This window comes from Brachybacterium rhamnosum (assembly GCF_039526185.1).
Lineage (GTDB): Bacteria > Actinomycetota > Actinomycetes > Actinomycetales > Dermabacteraceae > Brachybacterium > Brachybacterium rhamnosum.
On record NZ_BAAAIS010000002.1, the window covers coordinates 658,793 to 672,620 of the forward strand.

A 13,828-nucleotide genomic window follows, 5' to 3' on the forward strand; every position below is an offset into this window, starting at 1 on the left:
GACCGTAGGCTGGACCGATGGCGACCACCCGGAACGCGCTGCCCGCCCTCGCCCAGTCCACCGCCGCGGCGGTGCCGGCGCTGTCCGTGCCCTGGCAGGCCGATCCCGTGCCCGCCGCGCGGATCGTGTGGCTGAACGAGGCGCTCGCCGCGGAGCTCGGTATCGACCCGGACCTGCTGCGCGGTCCCGAGGGCCTCGCCCTGCTCACCGGCAGGATCGGGGCCGACGGCCGCCCGCTCGCCCCCGGTGAGGTCCCGCCGGAGCCGCCCTTCACCACCGCGCAGGCCTACGCGGGCCACCAGTTCGGCCAGCCGAACCCGCAGCTGGGCGACGGCCGCGCCGTGCTGCTCGGCGACCTCGAGGACGACCGCGGGCGCCGCGTCGACCTCCACCTCAAGGGCTCCGGTCGCACGCCCTTCGCCCGCGGCGGCGACGGGAAGGCGCCGCTCGGGCCGATGCTCCGCGAGGCGATCATCGGGGAGTTCCTGCACGCCGCCGGGGTCCCCACCACCCGGGCGCTCGCCGTGCTCGCGACCGGGGAGCGGATTGCACCCCGTCGCGGGGAGGAGACCGAGCCCGGTGCGCTGCTGGTGCGGGTCGCCGCGAGCCACCTGCGTGTGGGGACCGTGCAGCACGCCGCCTGGCACCACGGGGAGGGGACCGTGCGGGGTGTCGTCGACCTCGCGATCGCCCGCCACCACCCGCGCGCCGCGGCGGCGGAGAACCCGCCGCTCGCCCTGCTCGAGGCGGTCACGAGGGCGCAGGCGGAGCTCCTGGCGCAGTGGATGCTGCTGGGCTTCGTGCACGGCGTCATGAACACCGACAACATGGCGCTGTCGGGGCAGAGCATCGACCACGGTCCCTGCGCCTTCCTCGACGCCCACGTGCCGGGCGCCGTGTTCAGCTCGATCGACCGGCAGGGACGCTACGCCTACGGCAACCAGCCGGGGATCGCGCTGTGGAACCTCTCCCGCCTCGCGGAGGCGCTGCTCCCGGCCATCGACCCGGAGGATCCCGAGCGCGGGGTCGCGGCGGCGACCGTCGTCCTCGAGGGCTTCGAGCCGGCGTACCTCGAGGCGCGCGCCCGGGGGTTCGCGCGGAAGCTCGGCGTGCCCGGCGTGGAGGACCCGGTGCGGCTCGCCGCGGCGGGCGAGCTCGGCGAGGAGCTGCTCGCCCTGCTCGCGGAGCACGGGGCGGACCACACGCTCGCGTTCCGCGCGGTGGCGGAGTCCCGGCCGGGCGTGGTCCTGCCCGGGGCGCCGTCGGCCGCGATCGAGGCGTGGTGGGCGCGGCTGCTCGCGCTGCGCGGGGAGGGCCCGGAGGCCCGCGCCGCGCTCGCGGAGGCGGGGCGGGCGAACCCCCGCCGGATCCCCCGCAACCGGCTGCTCGAGGACGCGCTCGCCGCCGCTCAGGCGGGCGAGGAGGCGGCCGCGCTGCGCGTGCTCGCCGGTGTGGCCGAGCCCTTCGAGGAGCGTCCGGAATATGCGGACATCGAGAGTCCGGCAGGTGGCGCGGATCCCGTGGTCACGTTCTGCGGCACCTGAAAGAGGTGTGTCGTCACCGGTTCTGGACGACCCTGCAGGTGGGGTCCGTGCTGTCCGCTGCGAAGGACCCGCGAAGGGCGCTTCCCGAGGCGTCTCGGATCTCCGACGTGACTCGTCACGTTCAGGGCACGTCCATCGACACCGACGTCCGGAGGACACCGCGAATACCCTGGCGAACCACGACCGTGCGGGACGGCGCCTCACGGTCCTCTCCGCCATCGTCGTCCTGATCATCGCCGCGATCCTCGCGAAGGCCCAGGCCTCCCCGGCGCCCGCCGGCCCCGCGCCCGCCGGCGCGAACGTCGTCCCGCCCCGTCCCGACGAGCAGGGCTGGTGCACCCCCTCGGGCGCCTCTGACCTGCGTGTTCCTCCCACGGATAAATACCTTGTCGCCCTCGGGTGGACAGACCTACCGTGGTGGCACACGGAAAGGAGGTGATCCGAGGAATGATTTCCCATCGGACATGTGAGGTGGCTCGCCGCTGAGGCGACCATCGACTCTGACCCGCAGCAGCGGGCCCCAGATCGACGGACCGCAGCGAATACCAGCGAGCTGCCCGGACCCGCAGGGGTCGGCCATCGTCCAGCCGGCACGCGCACCGCGCACCCTGCGGGTCCGCCCGTGCCCGGGCCCGGATCGCGGCACTACGCTCGAGCCGTGAGCACCCCCAGCTTCCCACCGGTCACCCGGCTGACCCCGGCCCCCTCCGCGATCGACGACGCCGCCGTCCGGTACCACCCGCACGCCCCCGGCCCCGAAGACAGGGTCGTCCTGCTCCTCCACGGCCTCGGCAGCCACGAGGAGGACCTGCTCGGACTCGCCCCGATGCTGCCGCCCGGCCCCGTCTACGCCTCCCTGCGCGGCGTGCTCGCCTGCGGCGCGGGCTACGCCTGGATGGCCCCGCCACCCGTGGACCCGAGCGACCCGTCCCTCATCGACGAGTCCTCCGCCGCCGTCGAGGACTGGATCGCCCGCACCCCCGGGACCGTCGTCGGCGCGATCGGCTTCTCCCAGGGCGGCATGCTCGCCCTCCACCTGCTGCGTCGCGACGCCCGCGCGTTCGAGTGGATCGTGCAGCTCTCTGGCCGGCCCTTCGGCGCCCCGCAGCCGGGGGACGCCGCGCTCGCGGAGCGCCGGCCCCCGGCGCTCTGGGGCCACGGCGGCCTGGACCCGCTGTTCGACCCCGCCATGGAGGACGAGGTGCGCGCGTTCATGACCGCGCACACCGCCCTCGAGGAGGTGCACCGCCCGTACCTCGGGCACGGCATCGACCAGGAGGAGCTCGCCGCGATCGCAGGCTTCGTCGGCCGCATGCTCGAGGGGGCCGACGGGGGCACCGCCGGCGTCTCCGCCGAGGGCTGAACGCCCCAGCGGCGCGGTCCCGCCCCTGGTCACGGTGCGGACCGTTGAGGATCGGAGGAAGGTGCCCGATCCCATCGGTGCGCGGGTGCACAATCCTCTGCCGCGGCCCAGGGGAGGCGCTGTACGCTTCCCTCATCCCGCGCCGAGAGACGGCGCCGGAGTCGAGGAGAACAAGGAGACCATGAGCGCCGCCAGCGACGCCCCCGGTGACAGTCCCAGGCCTTCGGGCCACCCAGATACTCACCTCCCGGACGGGGGGAACCGATGGAACTGATCGGTCCGCTCCTGTCCCTCGCAGCCACACTGCTGCTGATCCTCGCGTGCGGCGCCTTCGTCGCCGCCGAGTTCTCCCTCATCACCGTCTCGCGCAATGACGTCGAGGCCGCCGCCGGCAAGGGCGACCGCCGCGCCGCGAGCGTGCTCGAAGGGATGAAGACCCTCTCCACGCAGCTCTCCGGGGCGCAGCTGGGGATCACGGTCACCAACCTCGCGATCGGCTTCCTCGCGGAGCCCGCGATCGCCGCGATCGTCGCGCCGCCGCTCGAGGGCTGGGGCTTCAGCCCCGTCGCCGCGCGCAGCGTCTCCGTCGCGATCGCGCTGATCCTCGCCACCGGTCTGACGATGATCTTCGGCGAGCTCGTGCCCAAGAACCTCGCGATCGCGAAGCCGCTGGGCACGGCCAAGGCCGTCGTCGGCTTCCAGCGGATCTTCTCGCGGATCCTGCACTGGCCGATCCGCCTGTTCAACGGCAACGCGAACGCGATCGTGCGCCGCCTCGGCATCGAGCCGCAGGAGGAGCTCGGCTCCGCCCGCAGCGCCGAGGAGCTCTCCGTGCTCGTGCGCCGCAGCGCGGACGAGGGCGCCCTCGCCGCGGAGACCGCGACGCTCGTGCAGCGCACCCTCGCCTTCGGCGACCGGCGCGCCCACGACGCGATGGTCCCGCGCGGCCGGATGGACGTGCTCGGGACCGACGAGACCGTCCAGGACCTGCTCGAGCTCGCCCGCGAGTCCGGGCACTCCCGCTTCCCCGTGCTCGACCCGGAGAACGAGATCGCCGGGGTCGCCCACGTGCGCCGCGGCCTCGCCGTCCCCTTCGCCGATCGCGCCACGACGCCCATCACCGCCGTGATGGGCGAGGCGACGTTCGTGCCGGACACCGTCCCGCTCGACGACCTCATGGACACGCTCCGCGCCGGCCACCTCCAGATGGCCGTCGTCATCGACGAGTTCGGCGACCACGCCGGCCTCATCACCCTCGAGGACCTCGTCGAGGAGATCGTCGGCGAGGTGCGCGACGAGCACGACGAGGAGCCGGACGACGCCCCCGAGCCCGACGGCTCGTGGGAGTTCTCCGCCCGGATCCGGCCCGACGAGGCCACCGACCGCCTCGGCGTCACCGTCCCCGAGCACGAGGACTACGACACCCTCGGCGGCCTGGTCACCATGGAGCTCGGCCGCCTGGCCGAGGTGGGCGACGAGGTCGTGGTCGACACCGACCCCGCCCCCGGTGAGGACCCGGCACGCCTGCGGATCGAGGTGCTCGAGGTCGACGGCCTCCGCATCGAGACGCTGCACGTGACCGTCGAGCCCGCCGCCGAGGACGAGGACGGCGAGACCGCCTCCGACGACGCGGACGACGAGAAGGGGGATGAGCGATGAGCGACCTCGGCGGCATCGCCCTCACCCTCGTCCTGCTGCTCGCGAACGCCTTCTTCGTGGGCGCGGAGTTCTCGCTGATCTCCGCGCGCCGCTCCGTCATCGAGCCCAAGGCCCTCGAGGGCAACTGGGCCGCGAAGGTGACGATCAGCGCGATGGAGCAGGTCAGCCTCATGATGGCGGGCGCCCAGCTCGGCATCACCGTGTGCTCGCTCGCACTCGGCGCGATCAGCGAGCCCGCGATCGCGCACCTGCTCGAGGTGCCCTTCGGTGCGCTCGGCATTCCCGAGGGCTTCCAGCACCCGATCGCCTTCGCGATCGCGCTGTCCGTCGTGACCTATCTGCACGTGGTCTTCGGCGAGATGGTCCCCAAGAACATCGCGCTCGCCGGCCCGGAGCGGATGGCGATGATCCTGGGCCCCGTGCTCATGGGCGTCGTCACCGTGCTGCGGCCGCTGCTGTGGCTGTTCAACGGGATCGGCAACCTGGCCCTGCGGATCCTGGGTGTCGAGCCCAAGGACGAGGTCACCAGCGTGTTCACCCGGGACGAGGTCGCCGCGATGGTGAGCGAGTCCAAGGAGGGCGGCTACCTCGAGGACAACGACGAGGCCCTGCTGCTGGGTGCGCTCACCTTCGAGCAGCGCTCCGTCGCGAACCTGGTCATCCCGCTCGCGAAGGTCTCCACCCTCCCGGTGGGCGTCACGCCCGCGGGCGCCGAGGCCGCCGCGGTGGAGGGCTTCTCCCGCTTCCCCGTGCTCGGGGAGGACGGCGCGCTCGCCGGGTACATCCACATCAAGGACGTGCTCGAGGCCTCCGAGGAGGCCCGTGACCTGCCGATCCCCGCCGAGCGGATCCGCACCCTGCCGCGCATCGGCGCCGATCAGCCGCTGCGGCAGGCGCTCGCGAACATGCAGGGCTCCGGCGCGCACCTCGGCGCCGCGACCGACGCGGACGGCACCGTGATCGGCATCGTCACCCTGGAGGACATGCTCGAGGAGCTCGTGGGCCAGATCCGCGACGACTCGCGCGTCGCCGCCTGACGCCCGGGCCCCGGCCCGTCACCCACCGCCCCGTCGGCCGTCCTGGCCGGCGGGGCGGTGCCCGTCGCGGCGCCGTCGGAGCGCCCTGCCCGGAGGTGACCGAAGCGGGCAGGACCCGTCACGGTTCGCGCAGTCGCGCCGCGGATCGACGTGACCTGGACCACCGACACGGTGAATGTCCTGGTCCGCGGCCTGCTCCCCGCTACGGTGTCGCCACACGACGACGTGACCCGGCGGGAGCTCCTGCCGAGGGGAGGTGCCCGATGACCCGTCCGCTGCCCGTCCCACCGCCGCTGCCGCGCCCCGCCGCGCGCCCGGAGCCCGTACCCGTGCAGCCGTCGACGCCCGTCCCGGCACCCGAGCCGGCAGAGCAGGACCACCTGCCCGCGGTGCCGGTCTACTTCGTCTCCGACTCCACCGGCATCAGCGCCGAGACGATGGGCAACGCCCTCCTCCTGCAGTTCCCCTCGGTGCCCTTCGAGCGGCACCTCTTCCCCTTCCTGCGCACCCCGGCCGACGCCGAGCGCGTGCGCGAGCAGCTCGACGCGGCCGCCGGCGGCCCCGTCCCGCCGATCGTCTTCCTCACCGTGGTCGACGACGCCGTGCGCGAGGTGCTGCTGGGCACCGTCGCGCCCGTCGTCGACTTCGTCTCCGCCCCGCTCGCGCAGCTCGAGGCGCAGCTCGGCGTGACCGGCGACCACGCGCCCGCCCGCCTCCACGGCGTGGGCGACGTGCGCCGCTACAACCGGCGCATGCAGGCCGTCGAGTTCGCGATCGAGCACGACGACGGGCAGTCCGTGCGGGCCCTCGAGCGGGCGGACGTCATCCTCATCGCCCCCTCCCGCTGCGGGAAGACCCCCACCAGCATGTACCTCGCGCTCATGCACGGCGTGTTCGTCGCGAACTACCCGCTCGTGGACGAGGACTTCGCGGCGGGGGCGCTGCCCGGGGCGATCCGGCACCTCGCCGATCGCTGCTTCGGCCTGGTGACGAGCCCCGAGCGGCTCGCCGAGGTGCGCGGGGAGCGCCGCGCCGCCTCCCGCTACGCCTCGATCGAGCAGACCCGCTGGGAGCTCGACGCCGCCCGCCGCCTCTACGACCGCCACCGCATCCCCTCGATCGACTCCTCCTCCACGAGCGTCGAGGAGATGTCCACCCACATCCTGCAGACCCTCACCGGCCGCAGGCCCCCGAGCTGACCCGTCCCCACCCCATCCCCTCAGACGGCGCCGCCGTCGGAAGGAGCCCCTCATGAGCCGCACGATCCGCTGGTACTCCGAGCTCGGCATGGACGACCTCGAGCAGGTGGGAGGCAAGAACGCCTCCCTGGGCGAGATGGTCTCGCACCTGGCCGACCTGGGGGTGAGCGTGCCCGACGGCTTCGCGACCACCGCGGAGGCCTATCGGGAGTTCCTCGGCGCGACGGGGCTCGCGGAGCGGATCGACGAGGAGCTGCGGGCGCTCGACACGGAGGACACGCAGGCGCTCGCCGCGGCCGGCCGCCGGATCCGCGAGCTCGTCATCGCCCAGCCCTTCCCCGCCGAGCTCGAGGCGGGGATCCGGGAGGCGTACGAGACGCTCGCCGCGGGCAGCGGGGACGAGGCCTCCTTCGCGGTGCGCTCCTCCGCCACCGCGGAGGACCTCCCGGACGCCTCCTTCGCGGGCCAGCAGGAGACCTTCCTCAACGTGCGCGGCATCGACGCGGTGCTGCTCGCGATCCGGGAGGTGTTCGCCTCCCTCTACAACGACCGCGCGATCGCGTACCGGGTCCACCACGACTTCGAGCACGCGGCCGTGGCGCTCAGCGCCGGCGTGCAGAAGATGGTGCGCTCCGACATCGGCGCCGCGGGCGTCATGTTCACGATGGACACCGAGTCCGGCTTCGACGGCGCCGTGTTCGTGACCTCGGCGTACGGCCTCGGCGAGGGCGTCGTCCAGGGCGCCGTGAACCCCGACGAGTTCTACGTCCACAAGGCCGGTCTCGAGGCGGGCCGGCCGGCGATCCTCGCCCGCCAGGTGGGGGAGAAGGCCCTGAAGATGATCTACACCGACGACGCCGCCGTCGGCCGGACGACCGCCTTCGTCGACGTCGACCCCGAGCAGCGCCGCCGTCTCTCGCTGACGGACGAGCAGGTCGAGGGGCTCGCCCGACAGGCGCTCGTCATCGAGAAGCACTACGGCCGGCCGATGGACATCGAATGGGGCCTCGACGGGGCCGACGGGCAGCTGTACATCCTCCAGGCCCGCCCCGAGACGGTGCAGTCCCGCGCCGGCACCATGATCGAGAAGCACCGCCTCGCCGAGCGCGGCGAGGTGCGGGTCGAGGGCCGGGCGATCGGCGCGCGGATCGGCGCGGGCCCGGTGCGGGTGCTCACCTCGATCGAGCAGATGCACGACTTCGTGCCCGGCGAGGTGCTCGTCGCGGACATGACGGACCCGGACTGGGAGCCGATCATGAAGCGCGCGAGCGCGATCGTCACCAACCGCGGCGGCCGCACCTGCCACGCCGCGATCATCGCACGCGAGCTGGGGATCCCGGCCGTCGTCGGCACCGGCAGCGCCACGCGGACCCTGCAGGACGGGGAGACGGTGACCGTCTCCGCCGCGGAGGGGGACACCGGCTACGTGTACGCCGGGGAGCTCGAGTTCACGGTGACCAGCACCGACGCGGGCGCCATGCCGGAGATCCCCACCCGGATCATGATGAACGTGGGCAACCCCGAGCAGGCCTTCGCCTTCTCCCGCCTGCCGCACCAGGGGGTGGGCCTCGCCCGCCTCGAGTTCATCGTGAACCGGCAGATCGGCATCCACCCGCGGGCGCTGCTCGAGCTCGACGCGCTCGAGGCGGAGCATCCGGAGCTCGCCGCGCAGGTGCGTGAGCGTACCGCCGCCTACGACTCCCCGCGCGAGTACTTCGTGCGGCGCGTCGCGGAGGGCGTCTCGATGATCGCGGCGGCCTTCGCGCCGGAGCCCGTGATCGTGCGGATGAGCGACTTCAAGTCCAACGAGTACAAGAACCTGCTGGGCGGGGAGGTGTTCGAGCCGGACGAGGAGAACCCGATGATCGGCTACCGCGGCGCCTCCCGCTACGTCTCCGCGGACTTCTCGGAGTGCTTCGCGATGGAGTGCGAGGCGCTGCGCTACGTGCGTGAGGAGATGGGCCTGACGAACCTCAAGCTCATGATCCCCTTCGTGCGCACCCCCGCGGAGGGCAAGGGCGTGATCGAGCTGCTCGCCTCCCACGGCCTGCGCCGCGGGGAGAACGGGCTCGAGGTCGTCATGATGTGCGAGATCCCGTCGAACGCGCTCGTGCCGGAGGCTTTCCTCGAGCACTTCGACGGCTTCTCGATCGGCTCGAACGACATGACCCAGCTGGTGCTGGGACTGGACCGGGACTCGGCGCTCGTCGCGGACGGCTTCGACGAGCGGGACCCGGCCGTGAAGATCATGCTGCAGCGGGCGATCGAGGCGTGCCGCGCGGCGGGGAAGTACGTGGGGATCTGCGGGCAGGGTCCCTCCGACCACCCGGACCTCGCGGAGTGGCTCGTGGAGCAGGGCATCGCCTCGATGTCCCTGAACCCGGACACGGTCGTGGAGACCTGGCAGCGGATCGCGGCGCTGCCCGTCGCCCGCTGAGGCGCGCCCGCGTCATTCCCCTCGCGGCGGGGCGCTCAGAGCTCCAGGTGCGCCCCGCCGTATGACTCCGTGCCGGGCACGGAGGTCACCGTGGTCAGCAGGAACACCGTGTCGTCGAGGGACTCGACGGCGTGGCGCTGGTGGGTGAGCGCCTCGATCTGGCCGGGGGCGATCTCGACCGGCTCGTCCCCGGTGATCCGCAGCCGCCCGCGGATCACGTGGATCGAGGCGGCGGGCGGGGAGTTGTGCTCGGCGAGCGTGATGCCCTGGCGCAGCGCGATGAGGCTCTGGCGCAGCGGGCCGTCGTGGACGAGGACCTCGGCGTGGCGGCCGTTCGGGGCCTTGCGGGCCTCGGCGACGGCGCGGGTGATCGCATCGGACAGGGCGGCCATGGGGTTCCTCCTCGCGCGGCGACTGGGTCTCCAGTATGACCGGCGCCGCAGCGTGCGTCAGGGGAACCGGGAGGTCCGACGGCGGGGCCGACGGGCGCGCCCGTCGGACGAGCTCAGCCGCGCAGGGCCTCCGCGGCGGCCCGGGCGCGGCCCAGCATCTCCCGCTCGCTGATCCCGAGGGCCGCGGCGGCCGCGGCGACGTCCCGGAACTCCGGCTCGCGGCGCACGACGGCGCCGTCCGGGGCATGGGCGATCTTCACGGCGATCCTCCGGCCCTCGACCGTGACCTCGGTGAACGCGCGGCGGCGGATGATCCGCTCGACGTGGTGCGAGCGCACGCCGAGGCTCCCGGTGCGGTCCATGACCAGCTCCGCGATCGCCTCGCGGTCCTCCCTGCGGGCGAGGACGTGCAGGGTCGTCGCGGGGCGGCCGCGCTTCATGACGATCGGCGTGGTCCAGGCGTCGAGCGCGCCCGCGTCCAGGAGCGCGTCGATCGTCCCGGGCCACAGACGCGGGTCGAGGTCGTCGACGTTCGCCTCGAGCTGCACGGCCGCGGTGGGGGTCGCGTGGGCGTCCGCCGCGGTCTCGCCGAGCAGCACGCGCACCACGTTGGGGCGCCCGGGGGTGTCCTTCGTGCCCGCGCCCACGCCGAGCGCGGCGAGGGTCATCGCGGGCTGCGGGCCGGCGGTCGCGGCGAGGCCCCGCACGAGGGCGACGCCGGTGGGGGTCGCGAGCTCGCCGATGCCGGGGGCGACGCCGCCCGGGACCCGCCGGCCGCCGTGCTCGTGCGGGCCGCCCTGCATGTGCGCGGGGAGCTCGGCGTCGGAGCCGGGGACCGGTGCCGGGTGCTCGTGCGGCGTGTGCTCGTGGCCGTGCGGGTGGTCGTGCGTGTGCGTGTGCGTGTGCGTGTGCGCGTCGCCGTGCCCATGGCTGTGCGGGTGGGCGTGGCCGCGGGGCGGGAGGATCTCCCCGGCGACCGTCGGCCAGCCGACGGCGAGCCGCGCGACGGCCGGGACCGGCACCGGGATGTCCCCGTGGGCGGCGCGGATCCGGCCGCTGCCCACCGCGATGACGCTCGCCGCGCCCTCGGTGATGCCCAGCTGCCGCCACGCCTCGCACGCGCCGATGACGTCCGCGAGGGAGTCCAGCGCGCCCACCTCGTGGAAGTGCACCTCGTCCGCCGGGACGCCGTGGGTCGCGCCCTCGGCGTCGGCGAGCCGGCCGAACACCGCGAGAGCCAGGTCGATCGTGCGACCCGGCACCGCCTCGTCCCCGCGCGCCTGCTCCAGCATCTCCCGGATCGAGGCCCAGGTGCGGTGCGGCGGGTCCTCGACGAGCACCTCCACGTCCACCTTCAGCGCGCGCTGGCCGCCCCGGTCCACGACCGCGCGCGTGACGCGCATCGACCCCGGGACCAGGGCGTCGAGCACCCGCTGCACCCCGTCGAGATCCGCGCCCGCGTCCACGAGCGCCGCGAGCAGCATGTCCCCGGCCACGCCGGCCGAGGCGTCGATGTAGGCGAGACGGCGGGGCAGAGCGGGCGCGGAGGTCATGGGCACGATCGTAGGCGGGCCCGGGCGGAGCGGCGCGGGGTGGCCGGGCGTTGCAGCGGGGGGATCAGCCCTTTCGCAGAGCCGCGGCCTGAGCCGGGGTGAGCGGGGCGGTGCGGTGGCCGTGCAGCAGGAGATGGAGGCGTGCCGTCTCCTCGAGCTCCTCGAGCGCGTCCATCGCCGCCGCGAGGTCCGCTCCGGCGACGACCGGGCCGTGATTCCGCAGCAGCAGCGCGCGGTGGGTGCGTGCGGTCTCTTCGGCCAGAGGGCCGAGGTTCGGATCCCCCGGCGCATGGAACGGGAGAAGCGGGAGAGTGCCCACCCGCATCGCGTAGTACGCGGTCAGCGGTGGGAGGACGTCGTGCTCGTCGACGTCGGCGAGGCAGGACACCGCGGCGCTATGCGCCGAATGGGTGTGCACGACCGCGGTGTCCTGCGGGCGGGCGCGCAGCACGGCGGCATGGAGGAAAGCTTCCTTCGAGGGCGGCGCGCCCTCGAGATGGCTCCCGTCGAGAGCGATCACGGAGAGCTCGGAGGCGGTGAGCGCGCCGAGGCTGCAGCCGGTCGGGGTGACGAGGATGCGGTCACCGGTGCGGATGCTGAGATTGCCGGTGCGTCCGTGGGTCAGGCGGCGGTCGAAGAGGGAGTGCGCGGCGTCGACGAGGCGGGCCCGCAGCGAGGCGTCGTTCATCGGGTCTCCTGAGAGTGCAGGGCGTCGTGGAGCAGGGTGGGGCCGCCGAAGTTGCCGGACTTCAGCAGCAGTGCGAGGCCGGGCCGGTCGTCGGGGAAGATCCAGGGCACCCCGGTCGAGACCTCGTCACCGATGCGGGCGCTCGCGACCTCCAGCGCCGTGGTGACGGCGCCGGACGTCTCTCCTCCCGCGACGACGAGCCGCTGCACGCCGCGGTCGACGAGGCCGCGGGCGATCAGACTGACGGCCGCCTCGAGGATCTGCGAGGCCCGCTCGGTGCCGAGAAGCTCCTGGGTGCGCCGCAGCTCCTCGGGCGGCTGGGAGGAGAACAATAGCGGCGTCGCCTGGGGATCCTGCGCGTCGAACCAGTTCAGCGCCTCCGCGGCGAGCCGCTCGGGATCGGCGAGCGTGCGGGCGTCGAGGAAGTGGTGCGGGTGCTGAGAGCACATCACGGCGACCTGCTCGAGCGTGCGGGCGGAGCAGCTGCCGGCGAGGGCGGCGCCGGGAGAAGCCGGGTCCGGCGCGCCGTCCCCATCCGCATCGGGCGTCGGGAGCCCGGCCTCCACGCGGCGGCGGGCGAGGGCTGCGCCGAGCCCGGAGGCGAGCCCCGCCGCGCCAGTGACGAGGACGTCCTCCGCGACGGCAGCGCCGATCGCCTCGAGGTCCGAGGGTGCGGTTGCGTCGACGACGACGTAGTCGGCGCCGCCGGTTGCGGCGTCTTCGAGTGCGGCGCGGATCGCGGCGGGGCCCGAGCGGACGGCGTGGAGGTCGACGAGCCCGACGCCGTGGGCGGTCTGCCGCGAGAGCACCCGCGGGATCGAGGAGTCCGTCATCGGGGTCAGCGGATGGTGGCGCATCGGGGACTCGGAGAGCAGGTCGTGGCCCACGAACAGGTGCCCGTGGACCTGGGTGCGGCCGTGCTCGGGCGAGCTCGGGACGAAGACCGTGCGCGGTGCGCGTAGGCGCGCGGACACCGCATCGGCGACTGGGCCGATGTTGCCCTCGTCCCGGGAGTCGAAGGTGGAGCAGTACTTGAGGAAGTACCGCCCGGCCCCCGCCGCCTGCAGGTGGTCGAGCGCCTCGAGCGTCTGCGCGACCGCCTCCGCTGCGGGCAGCGTGCGGGTCTTGCGGGCGATGACGACGACGTCGGCCGCATCCGGGCCGAGCGACGTGGAGCGTACGAGGTCGAGCACGAGCAGGACTCGCGCGCCGGAGCGGCGGAACGCGACCGCGACGTCGGTCGCGCCGGTGAAGTCGTCCGCGATCACGCCGATCATCGGGCGCCCCCGCTCGTGAGAGCCTCGCGGAGAGCGGTGACGGCGAGCGCTGGCCCGGCGAGGACCGGGACGTCGTCGATGGTCCCGGCGGCGGGGGAGAGGGAGTACTGGCCGAGGACCACGAGCTCCGGCGGTGTGCCGCCGGCCGCCTCGCGCTCGCGCACGGCGGCGGCGACCGCCTCACGCATCGCGGCGTCGTCCCCGGCGCGGGCGGCGGGCGCCGCGCCCTCGGCGAGCACACCGATGAGCACGGGCCCTCCGCCGAGCCTGGCGCGCAGCCGGGAGATCGAGTCCTCGAGCGGGCCCGGGGCGGAGGACACGACGGCGATCCGCGTGGCGGCGGAGCGGGCGGCGGCCTCGAACAGCGCCGTGTCCGGGCCGAGCACGGGGACGGCCCGCGGGGGCTCGTGGTCGGCGGCGACTGCGGAGTAGAAGGAGCAGGAGAGGAGGACGGCGTCCGCGCCCGAGAGGACGGCGTGGTCGATCAGGCGCGCCATGCGGGCGCTGAGCTCGGGGGTCAGAGGGCCGTCGCCGGCGTCGGCCAGCAGTCGGTCGTCGAGCAGGTTCACGAGCTCCGCCTCGGGCATGCCCTGGGCGAAGGCGGCCTGCACGGGCGGCACGGCGGTGGTGACCGCGCTGATCACGGCGATGCGGGGAGCGGGGGACATCGTCCGTCGTC

At 74.1% G+C, this 13,828-nt stretch carries 11 protein-coding genes; 6 read left to right on the plus strand and 5 right to left on the minus strand.

Annotated features, from left to right (window positions below; all coding sequences use genetic code 11):
* The first annotated feature begins 17 nt into the window (after positions 1-17).
* From ABD080_RS04855 to ppsA, 6 genes are all read left to right on the plus strand, one after another.
* Positions 18-1,544, plus strand: a complete 1,527-nt coding sequence (locus ABD080_RS04855) for a protein adenylyltransferase SelO family protein (RefSeq protein ID WP_343903831.1) — start codon at positions 18-20, stop codon at positions 1,542-1,544.
* Positions 1,545-2,202: 658 nt separating this feature from the next.
* The gene (locus ABD080_RS04860) at positions 2,203-2,907 is read left to right on the plus strand and encodes an alpha/beta hydrolase (protein ID WP_240811210.1); all 705 of its coding nucleotides are present in this window, start codon (positions 2,203-2,205) and stop codon (positions 2,905-2,907) included.
* Positions 2,908-3,171: 264 nt separating this feature from the next.
* Positions 3,172-4,566: a hemolysin family protein gene (locus ABD080_RS04865; protein ID WP_137769412.1), complete on the plus strand. Its 1,395-nt coding sequence runs from the start codon at positions 3,172-3,174 to the stop codon at positions 4,564-4,566.
* On the plus strand, positions 4,563-5,603 hold the full coding sequence (locus tag ABD080_RS04870; RefSeq protein WP_343903832.1) for a hemolysin family protein: 1,041 nt from the start codon (positions 4,563-4,565) through the stop codon (positions 5,601-5,603). The genes ABD080_RS04865 and ABD080_RS04870 overlap by 4 nt, the downstream gene beginning before the upstream one ends.
* A 263-nt stretch (positions 5,604-5,866) precedes the next feature.
* Positions 5,867-6,802, plus strand: a complete 936-nt coding sequence (locus tag ABD080_RS04875) for a pyruvate, water dikinase regulatory protein (protein WP_343903833.1) — start codon at positions 5,867-5,869, stop codon at positions 6,800-6,802.
* A 52-nt stretch (positions 6,803-6,854) separates the two neighbouring features.
* Entirely contained in the window at positions 6,855-9,239 is a 2,385-nt protein-coding gene (ppsA, locus tag ABD080_RS04880) for a phosphoenolpyruvate synthase (RefSeq protein ID WP_343903834.1), read from the plus strand.
* A 35-nt stretch (positions 9,240-9,274) separates the two neighbouring features.
* Here the strand turns inward: ppsA and ABD080_RS04885 are convergent, their stop codons facing one another.
* From ABD080_RS04885 to ABD080_RS04905, 5 genes are all read right to left on the minus strand, one after another.
* Positions 9,275-9,631, minus strand: coding sequence for a cupin domain-containing protein (locus ABD080_RS04885; protein ID WP_343903835.1), 357 nt, complete (start codon positions 9,629-9,631; stop codon positions 9,275-9,277).
* A 113-nt stretch (positions 9,632-9,744) separates the two neighbouring features.
* The gene (larC, locus tag ABD080_RS04890; RefSeq protein ID WP_343903836.1) at positions 9,745-11,184 is read right to left on the minus strand and encodes a nickel pincer cofactor biosynthesis protein LarC; all 1,440 of its coding nucleotides are present in this window, start codon (positions 11,182-11,184) and stop codon (positions 9,745-9,747) included.
* Positions 11,185-11,248: 64 nt separating this feature from the next.
* A complete protein-coding gene (otnC, locus tag ABD080_RS04895) occupies positions 11,249-11,872 on the minus strand; it encodes a 3-oxo-tetronate 4-phosphate decarboxylase (RefSeq protein ID WP_343903837.1) in 624 nt (207 codons plus the stop codon).
* A complete protein-coding gene (otnK, locus tag ABD080_RS04900; RefSeq protein WP_377827273.1) occupies positions 11,869-13,140 on the minus strand; it encodes a 3-oxo-tetronate kinase in 1,272 nt (423 codons plus the stop codon). The genes otnC and otnK overlap by 4 nt, the downstream gene beginning before the upstream one ends.
* 5 nt (positions 13,141-13,145) lie before the next feature.
* Entirely contained in the window at positions 13,146-13,817 is a 672-nt protein-coding gene (locus tag ABD080_RS04905; protein WP_343903839.1) for a hypothetical protein, read from the minus strand.
* Positions 13,818-13,828: the final 11 nt, after the last annotated feature.